Source organism: Oceanococcus sp. HetDA_MAG_MS8 (assembly GCA_019192445.1).
Lineage (GTDB): Bacteria > Pseudomonadota > Gammaproteobacteria > Nevskiales > Oceanococcaceae > MS8.
In genome coordinates, this window is sequence record JAHCMK010000007.1 from 80,346 (window position 1) to 105,043 (window position 24,698).

Sequence of the window (24,698 nt, forward strand, 5' to 3'; positions counted from 1 at the left end):
CTCCCTACAGTGCCCGTGCTGGGTCACGCCTGCTGTAAACGTCTGCGTGCAGTTGTGCGCTGGCGCGCAACAACTGATTGCCGCATTGCAGCTTTCCCGGTCGATGGCGAGCATCGAGACCTCAGGCGCTTTTACGAACGCGTAAATACCATTCGCAGAGCAACCGCACCTGTTTCTCGGTGTAGCCTTTTTCCACCATGCGGGCCACGAAGCTCTCATGCTTGCGTGCCTCATCGGCCGTGGCCTTGGTGTTGAAGGAGATCACCGGCAGTAACTCTTCGGTGGATGAGAACATCTTCTTCTCAATCACTTCACGCAGCTTTTCGTAACTGGTCCAGCGTGGATTCTTGCCCTCGTTATTGGCGCGGGCACGCAGCACGAAGTTCACGATTTCGTTGCGGAAGTCTTTGGGATTGGCAATGCCTGCGGGCTTCTCGATTTTCTCCAGCTCGGTGTTCAGCTGAGCGCGATCGAAGATGGCACCGGTATCGGGGTCGCGGTAATCCTCGTCCTGGATCCAGTAGTCGGCGAAGGTGACATAGCGGTCGAAGATGTTTTGACCGTACTCGGTATAGCTCTCCAAGTAGGCAGTCTGTATTTCTTTGCCAATGAACTCCGCGTATTTGGCGGCGAGATGCCCTTTAATGAAATCCAGCCACTGGCGCTGCAGATCGTCAGGGAGCTGCTCACGCAGGATGCGCTGTTCGAGGATATACATCAGGTGGACGGGGTTGGCGGCCACTTCTTCAGAGTCGTAGTTGAAGGTGGCCGAGAGCACTTTGAAGGCAAAACGGGTCGAAGAACCACTCATGCCCTCATCCACACCGGCGAAGTCGCGATACTCCTGGATGGATTTTGCGCTGGGCTCCGTATCCTTGAGATTTTCACCGTCGTAAACCCGCATTTTGGCGACCATCGACGAGTTTTCTGGCTCCACCAGTCGGGTCAGTACGGACCACTGCGCCAACATATTCAGCGTGCCAGGGGCGCATGGGGCCTCGGCCAGCGAACTCTTGGACAGCAGCTTTTTGTAGATCTTCTCTTCTTCGGAGACCCGCAGGCAGTACGGCACTTTGACGATGTACACCCGATCAAGAAAAGCCTCGTTGCTGCGATTATTTCTAAAGGCCTGCCACTCCGACTCGTTACTGTGCGCCAGCACAATGCCCTGGAAGGGAATCGCGCCCAATCCCTCGGTGCCTTTGTAGTTAGCTTCTTGGGTGGCCGTCAGCAGGGGGTGCAGCATCTTGATGGGAGCTTTAAACATCTCCACGAATTCAAGGAGGCCTTGGTTAGCCAGACACAACCCTCCGGAGTAGGCATAGGCATCCGGATCATGCTGGGCGTGTTTTTCCAGTTGCCGAATGTCGACTTTACCCACCAGGGCGGAAATGTCCTGGTTGTTTTCATCACCAGGTTCGGTTTTGGCAATGGCAATTTGGCGCAGCACGCTGGGCTGTAATCGCACTACGGTGAACTGGCTGAGGTCACCATCAAATTCTTCCAGGCGTTTCACCGCCCAGGGCGAGGCAATGCCCCCGAGGGCGCGGCGCGGGATGCCGTACTCTTCTTCTAGCTGGGGGCCATCGCGGTCAGGGTTAAAAAGCCCTAAGGGTGATTCATTGATGGGGGAACCTTTGATGGCATAGATGGGATAGGTTTCCATCAAAGACTTGAGGCGTTCGGCAAGCGAGCTTTTACCGCCGCCAACAGGGCCCAGTAAGTACAGAATCTGTTTACGTTCTTCCAGGCCCTGAGCCGCATGCCGGAAGTAGGCCACGATCTGCTCAATCACATCTTCCAAGCCGAAAAATTCGGCAAAGGCCGGATAGCGGCGGATCACGCGATTGGAGAAGATGCGGGACAAGCGAGGGTCGGAGCGGGTGTCGATACTTTCGGGCTCGCCAATGGCGGCCAACATGCGTTCGGCTGGGCTGGCCCAGGCTAAAGGGTCCTGTTTACACAGTTCCAAGTAGTCCGCTAAGGACATCTCCTCTTCGCGATGCGCTTGAAAGTTCTTTTGGTATTCGGCCAGTAAGGACATAACTAACTCCTGCGCTGAGGTGATCGTCCGGGCCACCGCGCCGCGCCGCGCGGCGGCTCCTTTGAGTTAATTGCAGCAAAGCACATGCCGTACTCAACACACCTTCCACCATACGCTGATCAGAGAAGGTGTCTAGTGCGTTTTGCACCTTCTGACTACTAGGGATCAGATCAGTTCGGCGGTCAGAAAACCGTCAAGAAATTGGCGTGCCGTCAAGCCTTCGTCCACCCATGCGGAGGAGCAAGGCGAAAAAAATTTGCTTCGGGCTCTTGAAACATGGATGCCTACCCCCAAAGTTGGCACTCGCAGCCGGGGAGTGCCAACGGGTACAGCCTCGGATGATTTTGATCCTGCGGTGCATCGCTGTGCGATGTGGCGCGGGAGACACGTTCGGACACCTGTATTAACACTGGGAGATAACACTCATGAGTTTGCGTCCTCTGCACGATCGCGTGATCGTCAAGCGCCTGGAAGAAGAAACCACGTCGCCGGGCGGCATCGTGATTCCCGACACTGCTACCGAAAAGCCTTCGCGTGGCGAAGTGCTGGCTGTGGGCAACGGCAAAGTGAACGACAACGGCGAAGTGCGCGCGTTGGACGTCAAGGTCGGCGACAAAGTGCTGTTCGGTAAGTACTCCGGCACTGAAGTCAAGATGGATGGCCAAGAGCTTTTGGTCATGCGCGAAGACGACATCATGGCGATCATCGACTAAGACTCGGCGCCTCTGCGTATTTCACCTATTTACTAATTTCAAAGGACAACAATCATGGCTGCCAAAGAAGTCAAGTTTTCCGATCCCGCTCGCCAGAAAATGCTGGCGGGTGTGAACACCCTGGCTAACGCCGTCAAAGTCACGCTGGGCCCCAAAGGTCGCAACGTGGTTCTGGACAAGAGCTTCGGTGCTCCGACCATCACCAAAGACGGTGTGTCCGTTGCCAAAGAAATCGAACTGGAAGACAAGTTCGAGAACATGGGCGCCCAGCTGGTGAAGGAAGTTGCTTCCAAAACTTCCGATGTTGCCGGTGACGGCACCACCACTGCGACCGTTCTGGCCCAAGCCATTTTGCGTGAAGGCATCAAAGCCGTTTCCGCGGGCATGAACCCCATGGATCTGAAGCGCGGTATCGACAAAGCTGTTACCGCCGTCACCGAAGAACTGCACGGCTTGTCCAAGCCTTGCGACGATTCCAAAGCGATCGCTCAGGTTGGCACCATTTCCGCCAACTCCGACGAGTCCATCGGCCAAAAGATTGCCGAAGCTATGGAAAAAGTTGGTAAAGAAGGCGTCATTACCGTCGAAGAAGGTTCTGGCCTGGCCGACGAGCTGGACGTTGTCGAAGGTATGCAATTCGACCGCGGCTATCTCTCTCCTTACTTCGTGAACAACCAGCAAAGCATGCAGGTTGAGCTGGACGATCCCATGATCCTCCTGCACGACAAGAAAATCAGCAACATCCGTGACATGCTGCCGCTGCTGGAAGGCGTGGCCAAGTCCAACCGCCCGCTGCTGATCATCGCCGAAGACGTCGAAGGCGAAGCCCTGGCTACCTTGGTTGTGAACAACATGCGCGGCATCGTCAAAGTTGCTGCCGTGAAAGCTCCAGGCTTTGGCGACCGTCGTAAAGCCATGCTGGACGACATCGCCACCCTGACCGGCGGCGTTGTGATTGCCGAAGAAAAAGGCATGCAGCTGGAAAAAGCCAGCGTCGACATGCTGGGTCAAGCCAAGAAAGTGGTTGTGACCAAAGAAGCCACCACCATCGTTGACGGTGCCGGCGCTTCGGCCGACATCCAGTCGCGCATCGAGTCCATTCGTGCGCAGGTGGAAGAAGCCACCTCCGACTACGACAAAGAAAAGCTGCAAGAGCGCGTGGCCAAGTTGGCCGGCGGTGTTGCCGTGATCAAAGTCGGTGCAGCTACCGAAGTGGAAATGAAAGAGAAGAAGGCTCGCGTGGAAGATGCTCTGCATGCGACCCGCGCTGCTGTGGAAGAGGGCGTAGTCCCTGGCGGTGGCACCGCTTTGGTGCGCAGCTTGAAAGTGCTGGACAGCCTGGAAGGCAGCAATGCCGACCAAAACGCCGGTATCGCTATCCTGCGTCGCGCTATCCAAGAGCCGCTGCGTCAAATCAGCACCAACTCCGGCGCAGAAGCTAGTGTGGTGGTGAACGCTGTGGCTGCTGGTGAAGGCAACTACGGCTTTAACGCAGCTACCGGCGAGTACGGCGACATGCTGGAGTGGGGCATCTTGGATCCCACCAAGGTGACCCGTACCGCGCTGCAGAACGCAGCCTCCATCTCTGGCCTGCTGCTCACCACTGAAGCCATGGTCGCTGAGATCCCTAAAGAAGAAGCTCCAGCAGCTCCTGCTCCTGACATGGGCGGCATGGGCGGCATGGGCGGCTTCTAAGAGCGCTTATGTCTTGGTCGGGAGGGCTGGTCAGCTTCGTCCCGACCCCTACTTCAAGAAAAGCCCGGCTATATGCCGGGCTTTTTTGTGTGCATTGGGTAAGGGCAGCTTGCAACATGCCAGTGCTCCCCGCTTAGGTTCGTTATGTGGAGCTTTTGCTGCAGCAGCTCATGAGCGTTCTGTGGATAAGGTGGCAAGGTTCCTGCTTGCACAATGAATGTCGCTATGACATTTTATTAACACTACGCCAAAGCCTCTTTGGCGCATTTGTTTGTAACGAGAACCTCCCCCATGACATCTAAATTTTTGACGGCCGGCTCCGTGCTGGCGAGCACTTTTGTGTTGACGGCCTGCGGTGGCGGTCAAAGCAGCACTGCTACCAGCCGCGCTGATGCCCCCCTAGAAGTCCGCGCCGATGACAAGGCCCGCGTGGTTGTGGCGTCTATCGATACCGGCATTAACCCGTACCACCAGTTCTATTACGCTGGCGGCCCGCAGTACAGCGACGGCCTTATTCCTAACTCTGTCACCCCGGCCGTACTGGAAGAGTTTGGTATTGGTCCAGAGTGTCAATTAGAAGTGACCCGTACCGGTGACTTCGCCGCCGACTATCAGGCCGACGTGGACAGCGGCCTATGGCGCCAGGCCGAGGTTTGTGAGTTTGTGTGGTTTAAGGGAACAAACTTGTTGTCGGCAAGCTTTTCGGCCGGGTCTATCCCCCACATGCCGGACGACGACGGTGATACCCATGGCGTGGGCGTAAGCGCTGCAGTGCTCAACGCTAACCCAGAGGCTATTGTGCTCTCCGTTGAGGGGATGGCTTCGCCCGACGGTGAAGCGATGTCCTTCACTCACCCAGGCGTGGACATCATCACTACCAGCTATGGACTGCCTGGTTCTTTGCCAATTCCTGGGCACGTGATTAATTCCTACACCGGTGTATGGGGGAATGGGAAGCTGCACTTTGGTGCTTGTGACAACACACCCGCATTGTCTTCAGTGGACACGACCTGTGGCCCGTGGTGGAGTATCGGGATTTCTGGCGTAGAGGAAACCGCCGAAAACGAGCCCGGCGAATCTTCTCTGGGGCGTCAACCGCTGTCCGGCACCTTCCCGGATTTTGTAGCTGACTTCACACAGACCCTCCCATACTGTGCCTTATGTGAAGACGGATACCGCGACGGTGTTGGCGGTACTAGCTTTGCCACACCGCGTTCCGCCGGTATTGCCTCCAAAATCCTTCTCGATGCCCGCCGCCAGCTTGGCCATGTGGGCGGTATCATCAAGATGGCAGACGGCGACACCGTGATGGCTGCTGGTAACGGCATGAACATCACGAATTGGCAAATCCGCCGGGCGCTGGAACAAGCCGCCTGGATTCCAGAAATGGGTGATCAAAACCCCGGGGCGGATGATGCGTTGCCGATCATCCCGCAGATTGGTTTTCTGCAAATTGGCTGGGGTGTGCTCACTACCAACGAAGCGGCCGGCGTGATTACCAATACCAAGATTGCGTTGGGCTTAGAAGAGGGCGAGGTGCCAGCCAAAGGTTTGGGCTATTGCGAATTCCAAACGGGCATCATCCAACTGCGGAAGGTGTATTGGGATAACCTCAATATCGACTCTGAAACCTTTATGAACGCGCCTGCAGAAGATCCATTCATCTTTTGCTGAAGCGGATATTCTGAGTGCTTGAAGGGCGCCTACGGGCGCCCTTTTTTCTGCATAGCGGATAGGCCTGTGGGACTATGATGTTGAACACCGGACGCCTTCGCCTCCTGCCGCTACAATCGCAGGCCAAATAGCACACCATTTTGGGGAAACATGTTGGTTCATCCGGGTTTTGACCCCGTCGCTATTGCCCTCGGGCCTTTGCAAATCCACTGGTACGGCTTGTCTTATTTGGCCGGCTTTTATTTGGGCTGGTATCTGGCAATCCGCCGCCTGCGCTTGCCGCATGTCGCGGTTCAAGGTTGGACCCGCGAGCAATTGGGTGACTTGCTGTTTTACCTGGTGCTGGGTGTCATCCTTGGCGGCCGCATCGGATACGTGCTGTTCTACGCCTTCGACCGCTTGGCAGAAAACCCTCTTTACCTTGTCAAGGTATGGGAAGGCGGTATGAGCTTCCATGGTGGGCTGCTCGGCGTGCTGGTGTCCATGGCGCTGTTTGCGCGGAAGTACCAATACCGGTATTTCCAGGTGACCGATTTTTTAGCCGTGGTGATTCCTGCGGGGCTGATGACCGGGCGCATCGGTAACTTCATCAATGCCGAACTCTGGGGGCGAGTCACCGATGTGCCCTGGGGAATGGTGTTTCCGCTAGTGGGGCCGGAGCCGCGGCATCCCTCCCAGCTCTATCACGCGGCGCTGGAAGGCTTGTTGTTACTCATCGTTCTGCATTGGTTTGCCAAGAAGCCGCGGCCGATGATGGCCACCTCCGGGCTATTTTTAGTGGGCTACGGGGTGTTTCGCACCTTTGTGGAGTTCTTCCGCACGCCGGACGCGCATATAGGATTTTTAGCCTGGGACTGGCTCACCATGGGTATGGTGCTGTCGGCTCCAATGTGGATGGCCGGCCTGGCTCTCATGCTTTGGGCATACCAGCGCAATGAACTCCCTCCTGCGGCGCAAGCACCGGGCAAACCCGGCGGGCGGCGGAAAGCTAAGCGATAATACGACCATGGAGAGTTACCACGCTTTAATGCAGCGCATTCTCGATGAGGGTGTCGATAAGGCTGACCGGACTGGAACCGGGACGCGGTCGCTGTTTGGTGCGCAGATGCGCTTTGACCTGCGTGAGGGCTTCCCCTTGGTCACCACTAAAAAGTTGCACCTGCGTTCCATCATTCACGAACTGCTGTGGTTTTTGAGCGGTGACACCAATATCGGCTATCTCAAAGACAACGGCGTGAGCATTTGGGACGAATGGGCCGATGACAACGGCGATTTAGGGCCGGTGTACGGGAGTCAGTGGCGCAGCTGGCCCAATTACAACGGTGGGCACATCGATCAAATTCAGCGCGTGCTCGACGACTTGCGGGCCAACCCCAACTCCCGTCGCCACATCGTGTCGGCCTGGAATGTGGGTTTGGTCGATCAAATGGCCCTTCCGCCCTGCCATTTGTTGTTCCAGTTTTATGTGGCCGAAGGCCGCTTGAGCTGCATGCTCTACCAGCGTTCCTGCGACTTCTTCCTCGGGGTGCCGTTCAACATCGCCAGCTACAGCTTGCTGACGCATATGGTGGCGCAGCAGGTGGGGCTGGATGTGGGCGATTTTGTCTGGACCGGTGGCGATGTGCATTTGTACTCCAACCACTTCGAGCAGGCCCGTTTGCAGCTCTCGCGCGAGCACCGGCCGCTGCCCAAGTTGGTATTGAACAAAGCCTCCGATCTCTACAGTTACCGCTATGAAGACGTGCAGATAGAAGGCTATGACCCGCATCCGGCAATCAAGGCGCCGGTCGCCGTCTGAGTTCGATGGCCGGGCAGGGGAGGTCCATCTGGAGGCGAATGTGGCGGGTGCTGCATCAGTCGACTTCTCCGCCAGTTGTTCATACCGTTCGTATTGGTCCCTCAGGGCGAGAACTTCTGGTGGCCTCCAACCAAAGCATCCTGGAAGCCGCGCTGGCTGAGGGTCTGCCTTGGCCGCACAACTGCAAGGCGGGCATCTGCCATTCGTGTCGCTGTCAATTGGAGCAGGGTGAAGTCTATGTGCGGCGGGACAAAACCCTGTTCATGACACCAGAAGAGCCCGAAGAGCCGAACACCATACTGGCCTGCCAGAGCGAGCCCCGCAGTGACCTGCGCGTGCATGTGGACGCGCGCGGGAATCGGCCGATCGCTTAGGCTGCAACATCTTGGAGAGCGGGTGCGACGACTCGGCGCTTTGGTTTCTTAAATGGTGTGCACATCCAGCGATTGAGCCAAAACGCGCGTCCCTTGGACATCCTGCTGCAACTACGGTTTCCGTCGGGAATAGCGGCTTCTCGGGTTGAAGCTATTTTCAGCGGATGAACTGCTCAATCACGCTATCTGCACCAATGAGGGGAATGATGCGTAGCAGAACCTGTTCCATCACGCCGGCCTCTGCATGAGTAATGAACTTCGCTTTGCGCTCTTTCCAAGATAGCGTTTGAATGAGGCTGGCTGCCACCACTGACCGTTGATCCAAGTTGCCAATTGGAACTTCGGTAGGACCGCCACGAATACTGGTGCTGATTGGGCAGCAAATGAGCAAGCCCGTTTTCTGGTTGTACGCTTTGGATGACAGCACCAGGGTGGGGCGGTACTTGCCGACCTCCTTTCCCTTGGTGGGCTCAAAATCCAGCCAAGTTACGTCGTTACGCGCGGGAACGTAGTGGCCGGCCATTACTCCCCAACTTCCGAGTCGATTGGTGCAGTAATTTCGTCAGCGTGAGCGGTGTGCGCGTCGAGACCTGCTAACAGCGCAGCCTCGGTAAACGGAAGACGAAGGTTTTTGAGGCGCGGACCGGTAGGTTCAATAATGATGCGGCCATCTTTGGCCTCAATGCGAATTGTGCTGTTCACGGCGAGGCCCGTTTCGGAAAGTATGCCGGCGGGAATCCTCACCGCAGCGCTGTTGCCCCACTTGTTGATCTGGCTGTCCATGACTGCCTCATGAGCTGTTACTGCTACGAGTCGCTACGCTATCACAGGCATGAAATGTGTCAACTATGTAGATACATATGTGTGCGTGTAGGGTCACCGGGCTCAGCGAGCACCATCAGGGGCGAATGCCACTCCCGCGCCTCCCTCATGGCTGTGGTTACCCATAAAAAACGAGCCAGTGAGCGAGCTGCACTGTCGCTTGACGAGGCAAGAACACCTGGCACCACTGTCATGAGTGCTGAGACTTTTGTTGTTTATGCAAGGCGCAGCGATGCGCGAGTGAACCACGCATAATCCTCACATGGATAAATTCGACCGCATCTACGAACTCCATCGGCTTTTCGCCGGGCGCCGAGTGCCTATCTCCATGGACGAGATCATGACGCGCATGGAGTGTTCCAAAGCCACTGCTAAGCGCGGCATCGAAACCCTGCGCGATCAGCTCAACGCGCCTTTAGTGTATGACCGTGACCGCGGCGGCTATCTCTACGCCGCTGGCCAGGATGCCTGGGAGCTTCCTGGCCTCTGGCTCACCAGCCGCGAACTGGTTGCCATGTTGGCGGCCATCAAGTTTCTGAACGAGTCCGGCCAGGGCGTGGTGAGCGAGATGCTGCGTCCTTTCCGGCAGAAGCTGGAAACCATTCTGGCCGGTAAATACACCGGTGCCGGCGAGCTTATCAAGCGGGTGAAGATTCTCTCGATGAATGCGCGCCCCCAAGGAGACTGGTTCCATGTGGTTGCCGAGGCCGTCGCCCGCCGCCGCCAGCTGCATATGCACTACCACGACCGCGCTCGCGACACCCGCAGCGAGCGAACCGTGTCACCTCAGCGCCTGGTGCACTATCGCGATGTTTGGTATCTCGACGCCTGGTGTCATAGCCGTGAGGGGCTGCGGACTTTTTCGCTAGACCGTGTCTCCAACGCTCGCGTTCTCACCGACAAAGCCAAGGATGTGGGTGAAGCTCAACTCGATGCCGAGCTCGCCTCGAGCTATGGCATTTTTTCCGGGCCAGCACGTGACCGCGCGGTACTGATCTTCAGCGCCGAGGCCGCCCGCTGGGTGCAGGCCGAAACCTGGCACCGAGACCAAAAGGGTGAAGAACTGCCGGACGGGCGGTATCGCCTGGAGGTTCCTTTTAGTAACCCCACAGAGCTGGTGCGCGATCTGCTGCGCTACGGAGCGGAGGTTCTGGTCGAGTCGCCGATGGAGCTACGCAAAGCTGTGCAGGGCAACCTGCAGCGCGCTCTCGCGCAGTACTCCAAAGACTAGCCGCCTCTCGAGGAGGCGGCGGAGGCTCATGCGCCTTTTAAGCGGCGTGCGCAGATTTTTTCTCGACCAGTTTAGGTCCATATTTGGCTTCGGCCAGAATCATCCGGGCCGCTTTTTCGCCGATGGCCATGCAGGGGGCATTGGTATTACCGCGCAGGATGGTGGGCATAATGCTGGCGTCGGCCACCCGCAGGCCATCAATGCCGTGCACGCGTAGCTTATCGTCGACCACGGCCATTTCGTCGCTACCCATACGGCAGCTGCCCACCGGGTGATAAACCGTCTCCGCGCGGGCTCGGATGGCGGCATCAATGTCGGCATCACTTTGCACCCCAGGTCCAGGGTAAATTTCTTCGCCGCGGTGCGGCTCCAAAGCCGGTTGATTGACGATGTTGCGGACGATCTTCACCCCAGCACGTAGCTTGAGGATATCGGCCGGATTGCTGAGATACTGCGGGTCAATGCGTGGGTCAGCAAGCGGGTCTGCCGACTCCAGGGTAATTCTCCCCCGGCTGAGAGGCTGCAGGTCGCACACATGTACAGAAAAGCCATAGCCGTGCACCAGCTTGCGCCCATGATCTTCGATTAAAGCGGGCAAAAAGTGGAATTGGAGATCCGGTAATGCTGCCTCGGGGGAAGACCTGGCGAAGCCTCCAGCCTCAGCAACATTCGATGCAAACTGGCCTGAGCCCGTGAGTAGGTAGCGCAGCAGCTCGGACATGGTTTTCGGCACCGCACTGGCAGCCATTCCGATCGGCGCTCGGGTCCTAGATTTATAGCTGAGGATGTAGTCCAAATGGTCTTGGAGGTTGTGCCCAACACCCGGTAGCGCATGCACCAGCGGAATATTGTGCTGCTTGAGTTCGTCAGGGTCGCCAATGCCCGAAAGCATCAGCAGTTGCGGGCTGTTGATAGCGCCCCCAGCCAGAACCACTTGGTCATTGACGCGTAGACGTTCCAGTTGCCCTCGCTCATTGCGCAGCTCCACACCTACGGCGCGCCCATCTTCGACGAGAACACGTGTGACGTGGACGCCGCAGCGAACACTCAGGTTCGGTCTGCCGAGCGCCGGCCGCAAAAAGGCACTCGCGGCGCTCCAGCGACGGCCGTTTTTTTGTGTGACTTGGAATGGGCCTACCCCCTCAAGCTGCTCTCCATTGAAGTCTGTGTTGATGCAATGACCAGCTTCATGCCCAGCCTGGACCCATAAGCGGCTAAGCAGGTTTGGGCTGCGCACGTCGGCGACATTCAGCTCTCCCTTGTCACCGTGATAGCTATCTTGTAGCCGCTCGTTGTGTTCCAGCGAACGAAAAATGGGCAGCATATCGGCATAGCTCCAGCCCTCATTTCCTAGCTCGGCCCAATGATCGTAGTCCGCCGCATGCCCGCGGATATAGACCATGGCATTAATACTGGATGAGCCGCCCAGGGTTTTGCCCCGTGGCCAGAACAAGCGGCGCTTGTTCATGTGTTGCTGAGGAGTGGTATCAAAGCCCCAGTTTCTGGCGTTTTTGCGAATGAGGCCGATGACACCTAGCGGCATGTGAATCAGAGGGTTGTTGTCACGCGGCCCAGCCTCTAGCAACAATACTTGCCGACGAGGGTCGGCCGATAATCGATTGGCCAATACGCAACCAGCACTGCCGGCGCCCACGATGATGGTGTCTACCATAGCGTTTTCCTGGGGTCTCACTCCAGCTCGAAGGATAACAAATCATGGTCGCAATCCTCGTAGGAGATAGTCTCGAGCTGACCCTCACGATCCAGGATACTGACGCTAGCCTATAGCGGAGGAACCCGCAGCTTAGACGCTGGTGTCGTTCATAATATGTGGATGATAAGCACCACCAAATCTTTGTACCCAATGGCATTGGGTGACCTCCGAGCCCCATGACGCCCATTTCTGCAAGAGCTCTGAAAAAGAACACTCCAATTCTTGTGACGGGTGGCTCGGGGTATATCGGTAGTCACACCGTCGTGGCCTTAATTGAAGCGGGATTAGCGCCTGTTGTCGTTGACAACTTCAGTAATAGCTGCAGCATTCCGCTCAAACGTATACAGGAGCTTACCGGCCATTTCGTGCCCTGGGTTGAGTGTGATGTTCGCGACCAGGCCACGTTGAGAAAGGTTTTCCAGCGGTACAAACCTCAAGCAGTGTTCCATTTTGCTGGACTCAAGTCCGTCGCTGAGTCTGTCGCTCAACCGACGCTGTATTACCGCAACAATGTGGAGGGAACATGGGCGGTGCTGGACGTGATGCGCGAACACGACTGCAGGCAATTGGTATTTAGCTCAAGCGCTACGGTCTATGGAAGTCCTCAATTCCTCCCCTATACCGAAGATCATCCGGTCGCTCCAATGAACCCATATGGACAGAGCAAAGCAATGAGTGAGCAGGCTATCGCAGATATGCGGATCGCTTGGCCCGAGTTGCTTGCGGTGAGCTTGCGGTACTTTAATCCCGTAGGCGCACACCCAAGCGGGTGTTTAGGAGAAAACCCACGAGGTACACCGAATAATCTGATGCCTTTCTTATCGCAAGTCGCAGTCGGGAGGCGTCCCTATTTACAGGTATTCGGTACTGACTATCCCACGGTGGATGGTTCTGGCGTTCGTGATTACATTCACGTATCGGATCTGGCCCAAGGCCATGTGGCTGCTTTGCAAGCGCTGCCTACGTTGAGAGATGTCGCAGCAGTTAACTTGGGAACGGGGCATGGTGTCAGCGTGCTACAAATGGTCCGGGCGTTTAGTGAAATATGTGGTCGCGACCTGCCTTGGAAGGAGGCGCCTCGTCGCGCCGGTGACTTACCGGAGTACTTCGCGGATGTTCGGCTGGCAAAGAAAAAGCTGGGCTGGGAGGCTCGCCAGAGTTTAAAGGCCATGTGTGCTGACACTTGGAATTGGCAGCAGTCGAATCCAGAGGGGTACTAGCCTACTGTGTGTTTTGCCGGTTTTACCCAACGCAGTTTGGGAGCTTCGCATGTTGCCGTTATCGATAAATAACCGCTGTTGAAGCTGCGCTCGCGGCATCGTGGTGCTCAGCCGTACAGCAATGGCATGCAGGCGCGAGGGTTTACAAGCAAAAAAAACGCCCAGCCGAAGCTGGGCGTTTTGTGTGGCGGTGTTGGTTGTGGCTTAAGCCGCAACCCGCTGCAGCTCGGCGCTGGGAACCGTGTCGCGGAAGAAGTCTTCGGGTTTGAAAACGTCGACCTCGATGGTTTCCATGCGGGCTTCGTGAGCGGCTTTGAGCTGGTCGGCCTCGGCGCCGGTGATGATCTGCGCTTGCAGGGCGGCATCGATGCTGTCTTCGATGGCAGCCCGTGGGAGCTGCTTGGCGCGGATCGCTTTGGCGATCTTGGCGGCAGCCGGTTGGGCTTCGCAGATCAGCTTGAAGGCGTGCAGCAAGCGGCCGGCGCCAGCGACGTCGGAACCCGCGAGGAAGGTTTCGCGGGTGATTCGTGCCTGTTGCTCGCTGAGGCTTTGCAGGGTTGCTGCACAGGCCACGGTGACCTTGTCCGAGGGGCCGCGGCTGAGCGGATTCACCCGCAGCAGGAAGCTGCCCACGGTGCGTAGGTAGGCGCCAAGGACTGGTGCTTCGAAGTTGGCATAAATGCCTTCGAAGGCCTGTTGGATCTGCGCCAGGGCGTATTCCAGGCTGTATTCCACTAGCACCAGGTCTTCGGCTTTGCGGCCTTCGGCCTCGTAGCGACGCAGGGCTGAGAAGCCCAGGGTGAGCCAGGTCAGCACATCGGCGTAGCGGCCGGTGAGATTGCCCTTGGCCTTGAGCTTGCTGCCCATGAGGAACATGGCCAGGTTTGTAAGCACCGAGAAACGGGTGCTGGCCCAGCCCAGGCGGCGGTAGTAAGTTGCCGTGGGGCCGGAAACCGGCGAGCCGGCACTGTAACCGCGCGTGAGGAAGCGGGTGAAGGCGCGGCCGATGTTCAGGGCGAAGTGACCCATCCAGCCCAGCAAATTCTTGCGGAAGGCGCTGACGTCATTGTTCTCGACGGCCGCCACCGTCTTCATGGCGTAAGGGTGGCAGCGGGTGGCGCCCTGACCAAAGGTAATCAGGGTGCGGGTCATGATGTTTGCGCCCTCGACGGTGATCCCTACTGGGGCCGTGCAATAGCCGGGGCCCACCACATTGGAGGGACCTTGCATCACACCACGACCAGCGAACACATCCATGGCATCGGTGACCACATCCCGGCCGAGCTGGGTGGTGGAGTACTTGAGCGCCGCCGAGACCACCGGCGGTGCAATGCCGCGGTCCAGGGCGGAGCAGGAGTACACCCGCGAGCCTTCAAGCATGTAGGTGAGGCCGGCAATATGGCCGATCTTGGCTTGCACGCCTTCCATTTGGCCGATGTCGATGCCGAACTGCTGACGAACCACCGAATAGGCACCCGTCATCAGGGCCACGGCCTTGGCGCCGCCAATGGCGCCAGCAGGCAGGGAAATGGCGCGGCCACCGGCCAGACCTTCCATCAGCATGCGCCAGCCTTCGCCGACGGCGCTGCGGCCACCAATGACCTGATCCAGACTCGCCACTACATCCGTGCCGATGATGGGGCCGTTGTAGAAGGGCTCGCCAATGGGCTCGTGATGATCGCCGTTGTGCAAACCCGGCGTGCCTTTCTCCAGCAACACCACGGTGATGCCCGGATTCTCGCCCTTGCCCAGCAGATTCTCGGGGTCGTGCACGCGGCAGGCCAGGGAGATCAGGTTGGCGATGGGGGCCAGGGTGATATAGCGCTTGCGGAAGTTCATCCGCAGTTTCAACTCGCCATCGTCGTCCTTGAAGACCACGCCTTCAGCTTTAATGGAAGCCGCGTCCGAACCAGCTGTGGGCTCGGTGAGGCCAAAGCAGGGCATCATCTCGCCCGCAGCCAGCTTGGGCAGGTAGTGCCGTTTTTGCTCTTCGGTGCCGTTCATCTCGATGAGTTCGGCGGCGCCGATGGAGTTGGGAATGACCACCAGCGGCGAGAGCACGCCCGAGACCGCGCCCACCTTGGCCATCACCGAGGAGCGGCCCAGGGCCGAAAAGCCCTTGCCGCCGTACTCTTTGGGAATGATCAGGCCGAAGAAGCCTTCGCGCTTCATGAAGGCCATCACGGTATCGGGGATGCGGCGGCTCTGCGAGATTTCGTAGGGCTTGATCATCCGCAGCAATTCTTCGACGGGGCCATCCATGAAGGCCTGCTCTTCCGCCGGCAGGTCGTTGTAGGCCTCGTTAAGCATCCGCTTGAAGTCAGGGTTACCGCCGAAGAAATCGCCGTCAATCCAGACATGGCCGGCATCGAGTGCCTGGCGCTCGGTATCGGAAATCTTGGGCAGCATGCCGCCCTTACGCATGGTGTTTAGCAATGTTCCAAACATGCCTTGCTCCTGTTGAGAACTGTAATAACTACGCGCTGCGCAGGGTTCTTGGATTCGAGAATGCCGGCAGGGCGCGGTTCATAAGGGATTGAAGGCCGGCCCGCAGAGGCCGGCCCCCAACAGGTGTTACTCGAAGCGCTGGCCTTTTTCGGCCATGTCTTTGAGCAGTTGTGGCGGAGCAAAGCGCTCGCCGTATTGGTCGGCCAGTTGTTGGGCGCGAGCCACAAACTGGGGCAGACCGATCTGGTTGATGTACTGCAGCGTGCCACCACTCCAGGGCGCAAAGCCCCAGCCGAAGATGGAGCCAATGTTGGCGTCGTTGGTTTTGAGCACCACACCTTCTTCCACACAGCGGGCCGTCTCGATGGCCTGGGCGTAGAGCAGTCGATCTTTCATGTCCTGCACGCTGAGCTGCGTGTCGGCCGTGGGGTAATGCTTAGCGAGGCCTGACCACAGCGACTTTTTCTTGCCGTCGTAGTCATAAAAGCCCTTGCCAGCTTTCTTCCCTGGTCGATCCAGCTCGTTGACCATTTTGTCGATGACCTTCAGGCCCGGATGGACGGGGACCGGTTTACCTTCGGCTTCCAGATCCTTGCGGGTCTGCTCGGCCACATGCCAGCCCAGCGAGAGCGACACTTCGTCCTGCAGAGCCAAGGGCGGCATGGGCATACCGGTGGCCTTGCCGGCGGCTTCAATCCGCGAGGGTGCATTGCCTTCGGCGAGCAGGGCAATGCCTTCCATCACGTAGGTGCCAAACACCCGCGAGGTGTAAAAGCCGCGGGAGTCATTGACCACGATGGGCGTCTTGCCGATGGCCAGCACATAGTCAAAGGCGCGGGCCAGAGTTTCGGGCGAGGTTTGCTCGCCGACGATGATTTCCACCAGCGGCATCTTCTCGGCGGGCGAGAAGTAATGCAGGCCGATGAAGTTCTCCGGCGCCTTGCTGGCCTTGGCCAGGCCGGTGATGGGCAGGGTAGAGGTGTTCGAGGCAAACACCCCGCCGGCGGCCATCACTTCTTCCGATTCTTTGGTGACCTGGGCCTTGAGCTCACGATCCTCAAACACCGCTTCGATGATCAGGTCGCAACCGGCCAAGTCATCAGCAGACGCTGTTGGCGTGATGCGATTGAGCAGCTCTTGCCCGGCCTCTTTGGTCATCTTGTTGCGGCCGACCAGCTTCTGCACAATGCCTTCGGCATAGGCCTTGCCTTTGTCGGCGCCTTCCTGGCTTACGTCTTTGACTACGGTTTCGAAACCGGCCTTGGCCGAAACATAAGTAATGCCTGCGCCCATCATGCCAGCGCCCAATACACCCACCTTGGTAAAGCGGGATTTCTCCACCCCAGCCGGGCGGGAGGCGCCTTTTTTGATTTCGTTCAGGCCATACCAGAAGGTACCGATGGTGTTCTTGGCCACTTGGCTGACCACGCAGTTGGCGAAGTAGCGGGCCTCGGTGTCGCAGCCGGTGTCGAAGTCCACCAAGCAGCCTTCGAACACGCAGGACATGATGTTCTGCGGTGCCGGGTATAGACCTTGGGTTTTGTCCCGCAGCATGGAAGGGGCAATGGCCAGCATTTGCACCACGGCCGGATGCTTGGGATCGCCGCCGGGGATCTTGAAGCCTTTTTGATCCCAGGGCTGGCTAGCCTTGGGGTTGGCCACACACCAGGCTTTGGCCTGGGCCAGCATGTCTTCGGGCGTATCGGCGATGGCATCAATCCAGCCCTGGGCCTTGGCCGCATCCACGCGCAGCTCTTTGCCCTCAAGCAGGAAGGGCATGGCTTTCTGCAAGCCCATCATGCGTGGCAGGCGCTGGGTGCCACCGCCACCGGGCAGCAGGCCCAGCTTGACTTCCGGCAAGCCGAACTTGGCCTTAGGATTGTTCAATGCCACCCGGTAGTGACAGGCAAGAGCTAGCTCCAGGCCGCCGCCCAGGGCGGTGCCGTTGAGCGCGGCCACCACCGGTTTGCCGGTGGTTTCCAGGCGGCGAATCAGCGCCTGGAAGGCCTTGGAGGCTTCATAGGCTTCTTGCGGGTCGGTGATCTTGAAGACCTTATCGATATCCGCCCCGGCCAAAAATTCTTTCTTGCCGGAGGTCAGAATCACGCCTTTGATGCTGTCATCGCTTTCCACATCAGCGATAGCCTGGGCAAAGGGGTCGGTGAGTTCTTCGTTGAGCACATTCATCGACCGCCCCGGCATGTCCAGGGTGAGGGTGAGAATGCCGTCGGCGTCGAGGTTGCGGGTAATACTCATGATTTAAACCCTCTCGATGATGGTGGCGATGCCCATGCCGCCGCCTACGCACAGCGAAATCAGAGCGGTGCTTTGGTCGCGGCGTTCCAGCTCGTCGAGCACGGTGCCCAGAATGATGGCGCCGGTAGCTCCCAGAGGATGGCCCATGGCAATGGCGCCACCATTGACGTTCACTTTATCCATGTCCAGGTTCAGGTCGCGCACGGCGCGCAGCACCACAGCGGCGAAGGCTTCATTGATTTCGAAGAGGTCGATATCGCCCACATTCATGCCCGCCTTTTTCAGCGCCTTGCGCGAGGCCGGCGCAATGCCGGTGAGCATGATGGTGGGATCAGAGCCGTCTACGGCACAGGCGCGGATACGCGCGCGGGGTTTCAGGCCCATCTGTTGGCCTTTGTCGCCGCTACCAACCAGCACCAGGGCGGCGCCATCGACGATGCCCGAGGAGTTGCCCGCGTGGTGCACATGGGTGATTTTTTCCACTTCGGGGTACTTGCGCAGAGCCGTGGCGTTGAACCCCATTTCACCCATCATTTGGAAAGAGGGCTTCAAGCCAGCCAGCGACTCCAGGGTGGCGTCGCCGCGGATGGTTTCGTCGTGGTCCAGTACCACCAGCCCGTTCAGGTCGCGGACGGGAATGATGGAGTTTGCAAACCGGCCTTCCTTTTGCGCAATCGATGCCAGTTGCTGGCTGCGGATGGCGTAACGGTCCACCGTTTCGCGATCAAAGCCTTCGAGGGAGGCAATCAGGTCCGCAGAGATACCCTGGGGTACGAAATCGGTGGCCGCGTTCACGGCCGGGTCCATAGCCCAGGCGCCGCCATCGGAGCCCATGGGCCAGCGGCTCATCGACTCAACGCCGCCGCCGACAACCATGTCTTCCTGGCCGCTCATGACTTTCATGGCAGCTAGGTTGACCGACTCCAGGCCGGAGGCGCAGAAACGCGACTGGGTGACACCGGCCACGGATTCATCCCAGCCGGAATACAGAACCGCCGTGCGGGCAATATCCGCGCCTTGCTCGCCCACTGGGGTTACGCAGCCTAGAACTAAATCGTCCACTTCAGCGGTGTTGAGATTGTTGCGCTCCTGAACAGCGTCCAGCAGATTCTTTAGCAAGTGGATCGGGGTGACCTTATGCAGGCTGCCGTCCTTCTTGCCCTTGCCGCGGGGGGTCCTTACGGCGTCGTAAAAAAGGCTTCGCTCATTTTATGCCTCGGGTAATAGTGATTACCGAATGTCTGAGGGCACGATATGTGTCCCCTCCAAGGGAAGGGCCAAACTAGCCCATAAATTCTTGCAGTGCAATAAGACTCGACTCTTGTGTACGAGTTCAAAAAGGGAAATAATGATTACCAATGAGCAAGAAAACACCGTCAAAAGGCCTTCCTCCATGCCCTGCCAGCCTGCGCCCGGCAACGCGCCGGCGAGTGGAGCAGGCGGTACTGGATATTTTCTCCCGGCAGGAGTTTCATAAGGTCAGCCTGTCCGAGGTAGCCAAGCAGGCTCAGGTGAGTCTGCAGACCATTTACAAGTACTACGGCAGCAAGGAATTCCTGCTGTTCGCGACCATCGACGCGATGTTTTCGGGCTTGGCCGCGCGGATGATCGAGCACCTACAGGGGATTGAGACCTTTGCCGATAAGCTTCGCAAAGTGATCTGGGTCATGTTCGATTACTTTGAGCGCCATCCGCGCCTCGCGCAGGTGGTGATCAGTTCGGTGTACCTGAACTCCTGGGCGCGGACGGATGCATTTCGCCAACCAGAGCTGACCGGTGTTTTCCTTAAGGTGCTCCGCGATGGGCGTGAGGCCGGCGTTCTGACCGATGAAGTCGATGAACTCGTAATCATGGATGTGATCATCGGGATCGTCGCGCGGCGTATCACCATGTCGAGTCTGCGCCACAAAGCCGAGCCGCTCACCGCGCAAACCGGGCCGATTTTCAACATGGTGTGGCGGGCCATTACCCCGCCGCCACGCCTCGCCGTATAAAAAAGTGCACGCAGGGCTTGAGTAAGCCCTTAGGCTGCAGGCATAATTGCGGGTTTCATGGGCCTAGCCCAGTCTATTCATCAGGATTTCAAGACTTCATGGTCAAGATTCGCCTGGCGCGCGGTGGCGCCAAGAAAAAGCCCTTCTACCACATCGTGGCTGCAGACATTCGTTCGCGCCGTGACGGCCGTTCCATTGAGCGTCTGGGTTTCTGGAACCCGGTTGCCCGTGGTAAAGACGAAACCTTGCGTCTAGACCTGGATCGTGTGGATCACTGGGTGAGCAACGGCGCCGAAATGAGCGATCGTGTTGCTGCTCTGGTGCGTAACCTGCGCAAGGAGCGCGCTCAGGCTCCAGAAGCTGTGCCCGCCGCAGAAGCTGCAGCCCCGGCGGCTGCCGAAGACGCTGCCGCCAGCTAAAAGCCCGGTGCGCAAGTCGTCCGAGGTTGTGCTCGGGCGTATTCGCGGGGTTTTTGGGGTGCATGGCTGGGTGCGGGTAGAGTCCTTCACCGAAGAGCCCTTAGACATCCTCGACTACACACCCTGGTCTGTTCATGCACGGGCCGGGGTGTTGTCGTTGGTGCCTCTGCAAGGCCGCTGGCAAGGGCCCGGCTTGGTGGTGCAGCTCGGTACCACTGATGGCGGTGTTATCGCTGATCGGGAGTACGCCCAAACCCTGCTGAACGCCGAGATCACCGTTCCCCGCAGTGCCTTGCCCACAGCCGGCGAGGACGAAATCTACCTGGTCGACCTGGTGGGTATGCGGGTGCATGGCAACGACGGCCATGACTTCGGCCGCATTACCCGGGTATTGGATAATGGGGTGCAGCCGGTGATGGAACTGGACGAGGGCGCGCAGCTCATTCCCTTTGTTCGCGGCCCTGTAGTCACACGCACCGATGTTGCGGCTGGGGTTGTCACCTTGGCCTGGACGGCCGAGTATGCGCTTTGACCTGATTACCGTTTTCCCAGGGGTGGTGGCCGACTTTGGTCGCCTCGGAGTCACTGGAGATGCGGTCCGTGCTGGCAAGCTCAGCTTACGCGGGCATAACCTGCGCGATTTCGCTGGCGACAGCGGCCGGCCCGACGACACGCCCTACGGGGGCGGGGCGGGAATGCTGCTTCAGGCCGAGCCCTTGGCGCAGGCTATAGAGGCTGTGCGCGGGATGGCACCGAGCAAGCGGCCGGTCATCGCTCTTGGTCCTCATGGCCGGCCCTTTACGCAGGTGGCCGCACAGCAGCTCAGAGACGTGGGTGGCGCCATTGTGGTTTGTGGTCGCTACGAAGGTTGGGATGAGCGGCTGAATAGCTTGGTCGACGAATGCTTTTCGCTCGGGGACTTCATTATGTCGGGCGCGGAGCTTCCTGCTTTGTGCATTGTTGATGCCTGTGCACGCTTAATTCCGGGTGTGCTCGGCGCCGAAGACGCCTTAGACAGTGAAAGCTTTGTTGACGATTTGCTTGAATTCCCGCAATATACGCGGCCTTACGAATGGCGGGGCCAAGTGGTTCCGCCTGTTTTGTTATCGGGTAACCATGCTGAAATCGCGCGTTGGCGCCGTCAGCAGTCCCTCGGTCGTACTTTTATCCGACGGCCAGACTTGCTCGATAACTTGAATTTATCCGCTGATGATCGCGCACTCCTGCGCGAGTTTCTTGAATCTGAGAGTTGAACATGCACGCGCTGGTCCAGGCGATTGAAGCCGAACAAATGCAAAAGGACGTCCCGGACTTTGCCCCCGGTGACACTGTTGTCGTTCAAGTAAAGGTGAAGGAAGGCGACCGCGAGCGTCTGCAGGCCTTCGAAGGTGTGGTGATTGCCAAGCGTAACCGCGGCCTGAACTCCGCTTTTACGGTCCGCAAAATTTCCCACGGTGAGGGTGTGGAGCGCACCTTCCAAACCTACAGCCCACTGATTGCTGAGATTCAGCTCAAGCGTCGCGGTAAAGTTCGCCGCGCCAAGCTCTACTACCTGCGTGATCTGCGTGGTAAGGCTGCCCGCATTAAAGAAAAGCTGGCTCACAAGGCCAAGTAACCTGCCTGAGTTCCTCTGGCTCGGCCAGGGAATTTACGGCCAAATAATGAGAACGCCCGCTACCTGCGGGCGTTTTTTTTTGCCTGGCCTAGGTGTGGGCTAGACAAACCCGCATCGGGAGCTTGTGAAAAAAATCACACAGGAGTAGATTATGGAAAACGGTGCAATAGTTGCACCGGTTCCAATCTGGCTCATTGAGGTGTTACATGGTGATGTTTCTTAGGTCTAGTGCTGCTTTGTTCGCGGCAGTGGCGGTTGCGGCTTGCGGTGGTGGTTCCAGCGCGGATTTGTCAGGTACGGGAAAGAAAAGCCAAGTTGATGGCACGGTCACCGGGTTCGGCTCGATTATCGTGGACGGCGTGCGCTATCCCACGCCCAATGTGCAGGTGGACGCAGATGGTGACGCTGGAACTCTGCAGGATCTCAGCGTGGGTATGGTGGTTTCGCTGCGGGTGAATGAGGCCGGCGAAGCAATCTTTGTACGCTACCGCGACAATGTCGAGGGCCCGGTATCGAGCGTGGACATGGACAGGGAAGAGTTTGTGGTGCTCGGTCAAACGGTGCGGGTGGATGAACTGACCACCTTCGAGGATGTATCACTGGCGACGCTACAGGTGGGCGACCGCGTCGAAGTTAGTGGGGCAGTGGACACCGATGGCGCAATCCTGGCCTCGTTTGTCGAGTTGGAAACGGATGGGCTCGACGGGGAAGAAGTACTGGGCAATGTGCGTGACTTGGATACAGCCGCATTGACCTTCCGCATCAATGATCTGGTGGTGGACTACAGCGCTGCCTCGGTGGATGTCACCGGTGGTCTGCGGAATGGCCCGCCGGTCGAAGTAGAAGGCGTTTTGAATGCAGATACAGGCGTACTGCAGGCGACCGAAGTCGAATCCTTCGATGTGGTGGTACGTGCGCCTGGTGAAGACGACCTCGATGAGGAGGAGCAGGAGTTGTCCGTCTCTGGTGTGGTCCGTGATCTGGCCGCTGATGGCAGCCGTTTTTCGCTCAACCAGTTCACCGTATTGGTTACGCCCACAACCGAGTTTGATGACGATGGCCCGCAGACTTTGTCAGTCCGCCAACGGGTGGAGGTCGACGGTGTTCTGAACGAATTCGGCGAGTTGGTGGCCACGGAGATTGAGGTGCAGCCTAAGGTGGACTTCGAGATTGAGGGTACCGTCGATGCTGTGGATATCACTGCTGGTACCTTAACGCTGTTGGGTGGTGTCACGGTGACGGTGACGGAGGACACCAGCTTCAAGGATGACAGCGATCAGCCGGTACGCGAGTTCGGATTGGCGGATATCAATCCAGGTGATCGGGTGGAAATTGTTGGCGTGTCGGAGTCGGAACGAATTGTGGCTATTCGGCTAGAACGCGAAGATAGCGATGATGATGAGGATGGCGACGGCGAGCGCGATGGTGACAAGCTGCGCGGTGCGGTAACGCAGGCGGATGCCAACAGCAGTCAGTTTGTCGTGCAGGGCACGACGGTGCAGGTGGATGCATCGACTGAGTTTGAGGGCTACGCCGACGCGGCGGATTTCTTTGCTCGGATACGGCCGGGTGATCAGGTAGAGGTCGAGGGGCGCTACAGTGCTGGCACAATGACTTTGATCGCAACTGAAGTTGAAGCTGAAGAACGCGACGAAGACGACGAAGACGACGAAGACGACGAAGACGACGAAGATGATGAGGTCGATGAGGACGAGTGATCCTCAGCGTGGGAGGAGGTCGGCAGCGTTGTGGCTGCCGGCCATCGCATGCCATGTGGCGGCGGTTATGGCTAAGCAGAAGGAGCTAGAGACATGACAGGGGAGTCGCGCACACTCAACCTTGCTCTGCGCAGAATCTTGCGACCTTTGGCGCGCTTCTGCCTGGCGCAGGGTGTGTCCGCACCCCAGTTCTACGACTTGGTCAAGCAAGAGTTCGTCGCCGCGGCTTTGGAGAAGAAAGGCCGCGATGGTAAGCGCCAAACCAAGTCTGCAATCGCCTTGGCCACAGGACTAACTCGAGTGGAAGTGAGTAAGCAGTGGGGCTCACACTCGGAGAACGATGCGCCTGCGCAAACACGGGTGAATTATGGTCAACGGCTAGTCGCGGCATGGGTGCGCGAGCCGGCGTTTACAGAAGCTCCTGGCAAGCCGCGCCCACTGGCTTTTGATGCGGATGAGTGTAGTTTTGCGGAGTTAGTGCGACGTTTCGGCGCCAATATGCCTCCACGGGCGGCGCTGGACGAACTTCTTGAGAGAGGCGTCGTCAGTGATGATGGGCAGTACATTCGGCTGCTCCGCCGGAGCTACATACCCGAAGGGCTTAGTCCAGAGAAAGTGACCCTACTCGGCATTGATGGTGCTGCGATGCTTGGAACGCTGGAGCATAATCTTCGCCCCGGGGTAAGGCCGCGCTTCGAGCGTAAGGTGAGTTTTCGCCACCTGAATGCGGCAGGCGTAGCCTTGCTTAAGCAGCGGGCCGAGGAGCAAGGGCAGCCTCTGTTGGAGGCCTTGGACGCCGAGTTGGCGAAATTTGCGGCAGATGAGGCGAGTGAAGATACCGCTCACGCGGGCCTGGGGATTTATATTTACGAGGAGCCAGATCACCCTTCCAGCGAATCCTAGCGGTGTATCAGGCACGGGGTTGCTCAGCAGGGGCGGCTCGGCGAGTGGCCCAGCGGCGCT

Annotated in this window: 21 protein-coding genes and 1 pseudogene; 15 read left to right on the forward strand and 7 right to left on the reverse strand. The window is 58.2% G+C overall.

Features of this window, described 5'->3' with window-relative positions; genetic code table 11:
• Positions 1 to 121 precede the first annotated feature (121 nt).
• On the reverse strand, positions 122 to 2,044 hold the full coding sequence (locus KI787_12525; GenBank protein MBV6630778.1) for a PrkA family serine protein kinase: 1,923 nt from the start codon (positions 2,042 to 2,044) through the stop codon (positions 122 to 124).
• A 425-nt stretch (positions 2,045 to 2,469) separates the two neighbouring features.
• Between KI787_12525 and groES the strand changes: the two genes are divergently transcribed.
• The 6 genes from groES (at position 2,470) to KI787_12555 (ending at position 8,298) form a co-directional block, all read left to right on the forward strand.
• Positions 2,470 to 2,757 (forward strand): co-chaperone GroES, encoded by a 288-nt coding sequence (gene groES / locus KI787_12530; GenBank protein ID MBV6630779.1) that lies wholly within the window; start codon positions 2,470 to 2,472, stop codon positions 2,755 to 2,757.
• Positions 2,758 to 2,811: 54 nt separating this feature from the next.
• Entirely contained in the window at positions 2,812 to 4,452 is a 1,641-nt protein-coding gene (gene groL, locus KI787_12535) for a chaperonin GroEL (protein ID MBV6630780.1), read from the forward strand.
• Between the two features lie 291 nt (positions 4,453 to 4,743).
• A complete protein-coding gene (locus tag KI787_12540; protein MBV6630781.1) occupies positions 4,744 to 6,126 on the forward strand; it encodes a hypothetical protein in 1,383 nt (460 codons plus the stop codon).
• Between the two features lie 150 nt (positions 6,127 to 6,276).
• Positions 6,277 to 7,125 carry a prolipoprotein diacylglyceryl transferase gene (lgt, locus tag KI787_12545; protein ID MBV6630782.1) on the forward strand — a complete coding sequence of 283 codons (849 nt, stop codon included), beginning with the start codon at positions 6,277 to 6,279 and terminating at the stop codon, positions 7,123 to 7,125.
• A 7-nt stretch (positions 7,126 to 7,132) separates the two neighbouring features.
• A complete protein-coding gene (locus KI787_12550) occupies positions 7,133 to 7,924 on the forward strand; it encodes a thymidylate synthase (GenBank protein ID MBV6630783.1) in 792 nt (263 codons plus the stop codon).
• A gap of 38 nt (positions 7,925 to 7,962) precedes the next feature.
• Complete coding sequence (locus tag KI787_12555; protein ID MBV6630784.1) at positions 7,963 to 8,298, forward strand: (2Fe-2S)-binding protein; 336 nt, start codon at positions 7,963 to 7,965, stop codon at positions 8,296 to 8,298.
• A 157-nt stretch (positions 8,299 to 8,455) separates the two neighbouring features.
• On the opposite strand, the gene KI787_12560 is transcribed toward KI787_12555, so the two are convergent.
• Positions 8,456 to 8,821 (reverse strand): type II toxin-antitoxin system PemK/MazF family toxin, encoded by a 366-nt coding sequence (locus tag KI787_12560; protein ID MBV6630785.1) that lies wholly within the window; start codon positions 8,819 to 8,821, stop codon positions 8,456 to 8,458.
• Positions 8,821 to 9,081: an AbrB/MazE/SpoVT family DNA-binding domain-containing protein gene (locus KI787_12565; protein MBV6630786.1), complete on the reverse strand. Its 261-nt coding sequence runs from the start codon at positions 9,079 to 9,081 to the stop codon at positions 8,821 to 8,823. The genes KI787_12560 and KI787_12565 overlap by 1 nt, the downstream gene beginning before the upstream one ends.
• Positions 9,082 to 9,382: 301 nt before the next feature.
• On the opposite strand from KI787_12565, the gene KI787_12570 reads away from it, so the two are divergent.
• Positions 9,383 to 10,351, forward strand: coding sequence for a WYL domain-containing protein (locus tag KI787_12570; protein ID MBV6630787.1), 969 nt, complete (start codon positions 9,383 to 9,385; stop codon positions 10,349 to 10,351).
• Positions 10,352 to 10,388: 37 nt separating this feature from the next.
• Here KI787_12570 and KI787_12575 read toward each other — a convergent pair whose 3' ends face one another.
• Positions 10,389 to 12,023 carry a choline dehydrogenase gene (locus tag KI787_12575; protein ID MBV6630788.1) on the reverse strand — a complete coding sequence of 545 codons (1,635 nt, stop codon included), beginning with the start codon at positions 12,021 to 12,023 and terminating at the stop codon, positions 10,389 to 10,391.
• A gap of 218 nt (positions 12,024 to 12,241) precedes the next feature.
• Between KI787_12575 and galE the strand changes: the two genes are divergently transcribed.
• The gene (galE, locus tag KI787_12580) at positions 12,242 to 13,285 is read left to right on the forward strand and encodes a UDP-glucose 4-epimerase GalE (GenBank protein ID MBV6630789.1); all 1,044 of its coding nucleotides are present in this window, start codon (positions 12,242 to 12,244) and stop codon (positions 13,283 to 13,285) included.
• Between the two features lie 204 nt (positions 13,286 to 13,489).
• Here the strand turns inward: galE and KI787_12585 are convergent, their stop codons facing one another.
• From KI787_12585 to KI787_12595, 3 genes and pseudogenes are all read right to left on the reverse strand, one after another.
• Positions 13,490 to 15,733 carry an acyl-CoA dehydrogenase gene (locus tag KI787_12585; protein ID MBV6630790.1) on the reverse strand — a complete coding sequence of 748 codons (2,244 nt, stop codon included), beginning with the start codon at positions 15,731 to 15,733 and terminating at the stop codon, positions 13,490 to 13,492.
• A gap of 126 nt (positions 15,734 to 15,859) precedes the next feature.
• Positions 15,860 to 17,989, reverse strand: coding sequence for an enoyl-CoA hydratase/isomerase family protein (locus tag KI787_12590; GenBank protein ID MBV6630791.1), 2,130 nt, complete (start codon positions 17,987 to 17,989; stop codon positions 15,860 to 15,862).
• A gap of 3 nt (positions 17,990 to 17,992) precedes the next feature.
• Positions 17,993 to 19,186: pseudogene (locus tag KI787_12595) on the reverse strand (acetyl-CoA C-acetyltransferase).
• 161 nt (positions 19,187 to 19,347) lie between these two features.
• Between KI787_12595 and KI787_12600 the strand changes: the two are divergent.
• The 7 genes from KI787_12600 (at position 19,348) to KI787_12630 (ending at position 24,638) form a co-directional block, all read left to right on the forward strand.
• Entirely contained in the window at positions 19,348 to 19,983 is a 636-nt protein-coding gene (locus KI787_12600; GenBank protein ID MBV6630792.1) for a TetR/AcrR family transcriptional regulator, read from the forward strand.
• A gap of 98 nt (positions 19,984 to 20,081) precedes the next feature.
• Positions 20,082 to 20,402 (forward strand): 30S ribosomal protein S16, encoded by a 321-nt coding sequence (rpsP, locus tag KI787_12605; protein ID MBV6630793.1) that lies wholly within the window; start codon positions 20,082 to 20,084, stop codon positions 20,400 to 20,402.
• Positions 20,403 to 20,409: 7 nt separating this feature from the next.
• On the forward strand, positions 20,410 to 20,934 hold the full coding sequence (gene rimM, locus KI787_12610) for a 16S rRNA processing protein RimM (protein MBV6630794.1): 525 nt from the start codon (positions 20,410 to 20,412) through the stop codon (positions 20,932 to 20,934).
• Positions 20,924 to 21,655 carry a tRNA (guanosine(37)-N1)-methyltransferase TrmD gene (trmD, locus tag KI787_12615; protein ID MBV6630795.1) on the forward strand — a complete coding sequence of 244 codons (732 nt, stop codon included), beginning with the start codon at positions 20,924 to 20,926 and terminating at the stop codon, positions 21,653 to 21,655. The genes rimM and trmD overlap by 11 nt, the downstream gene beginning before the upstream one ends.
• A 2-nt stretch (positions 21,656 to 21,657) precedes the next feature.
• A complete protein-coding gene (gene rplS, locus KI787_12620) occupies positions 21,658 to 22,017 on the forward strand; it encodes a 50S ribosomal protein L19 (protein ID MBV6630796.1) in 360 nt (119 codons plus the stop codon).
• A gap of 206 nt (positions 22,018 to 22,223) precedes the next feature.
• Complete coding sequence (locus KI787_12625) at positions 22,224 to 23,735, forward strand: hypothetical protein (GenBank protein ID MBV6630797.1); 1,512 nt, start codon at positions 22,224 to 22,226, stop codon at positions 23,733 to 23,735.
• 93 nt (positions 23,736 to 23,828) lie between these two features.
• A complete protein-coding gene (locus KI787_12630) occupies positions 23,829 to 24,638 on the forward strand; it encodes a hypothetical protein (protein MBV6630798.1) in 810 nt (269 codons plus the stop codon).
• The last annotated feature ends 60 nt before the right edge of the window (positions 24,639 to 24,698 follow it).

What these genes read in the sequence shown, in the direction of transcription:
- KI787_12525 (MBV6630778.1), bottom strand. Translation starts at nt 2,044, where the DNA reads ATGTCCTTACTGGCCGAATACCAAAAGAACTTTCAAGCGCATCGCGAA.
- groES (MBV6630779.1), top strand. Translation starts at nt 2,470, where the DNA reads ATGAGTTTGCGTCCTCTGCACGATCGCGTGATCGTCAAGCGCCTGGAA.
- groL (MBV6630780.1), top strand. Translation starts at nt 2,812, where the DNA reads ATGGCTGCCAAAGAAGTCAAGTTTTCCGATCCCGCTCGCCAGAAAATG.
- KI787_12540 (MBV6630781.1), top strand. Translation starts at nt 4,744, where the DNA reads ATGACATCTAAATTTTTGACGGCCGGCTCCGTGCTGGCGAGCACTTTT.
- lgt (MBV6630782.1), top strand. Translation starts at nt 6,277, where the DNA reads ATGTTGGTTCATCCGGGTTTTGACCCCGTCGCTATTGCCCTCGGGCCT.
- KI787_12550 (MBV6630783.1), top strand. Translation starts at nt 7,133, where the DNA reads ATGGAGAGTTACCACGCTTTAATGCAGCGCATTCTCGATGAGGGTGTC.
- KI787_12555 (MBV6630784.1), top strand. Translation starts at nt 7,963, where the DNA reads ATGTGGCGGGTGCTGCATCAGTCGACTTCTCCGCCAGTTGTTCATACC.
- KI787_12560 (MBV6630785.1), bottom strand. Translation starts at nt 8,821, where the DNA reads ATGGCCGGCCACTACGTTCCCGCGCGTAACGACGTAACTTGGCTGGAT.
- KI787_12565 (MBV6630786.1), bottom strand. Translation starts at nt 9,081, where the DNA reads ATGGACAGCCAGATCAACAAGTGGGGCAACAGCGCTGCGGTGAGGATT.
- KI787_12570 (MBV6630787.1), top strand. Translation starts at nt 9,383, where the DNA reads ATGGATAAATTCGACCGCATCTACGAACTCCATCGGCTTTTCGCCGGG.
- KI787_12575 (MBV6630788.1), bottom strand. Translation starts at nt 12,023, where the DNA reads ATGGTAGACACCATCATCGTGGGCGCCGGCAGTGCTGGTTGCGTATTG.
- galE (MBV6630789.1), top strand. Translation starts at nt 12,242, where the DNA reads ATGACGCCCATTTCTGCAAGAGCTCTGAAAAAGAACACTCCAATTCTT.
- KI787_12585 (MBV6630790.1), bottom strand. Translation starts at nt 15,733, where the DNA reads ATGTTTGGAACATTGCTAAACACCATGCGTAAGGGCGGCATGCTGCCC.
- KI787_12590 (MBV6630791.1), bottom strand. Translation starts at nt 17,989, where the DNA reads ATGAGTATTACCCGCAACCTCGACGCCGACGGCATTCTCACCCTCACC.
- KI787_12600 (MBV6630792.1), top strand. Translation starts at nt 19,348, where the DNA reads ATGAGCAAGAAAACACCGTCAAAAGGCCTTCCTCCATGCCCTGCCAGC.
- rpsP (MBV6630793.1), top strand. Translation starts at nt 20,082, where the DNA reads ATGGTCAAGATTCGCCTGGCGCGCGGTGGCGCCAAGAAAAAGCCCTTC.
- trmD (MBV6630795.1), top strand. Translation starts at nt 20,924, where the DNA reads ATGCGCTTTGACCTGATTACCGTTTTCCCAGGGGTGGTGGCCGACTTT.
- rplS (MBV6630796.1), top strand. Translation starts at nt 21,658, where the DNA reads ATGCACGCGCTGGTCCAGGCGATTGAAGCCGAACAAATGCAAAAGGAC.
- KI787_12625 (MBV6630797.1), top strand. Translation starts at nt 22,224, where the DNA reads ATGGTGATGTTTCTTAGGTCTAGTGCTGCTTTGTTCGCGGCAGTGGCG.
- KI787_12630 (MBV6630798.1), top strand. Translation starts at nt 23,829, where the DNA reads ATGACAGGGGAGTCGCGCACACTCAACCTTGCTCTGCGCAGAATCTTG.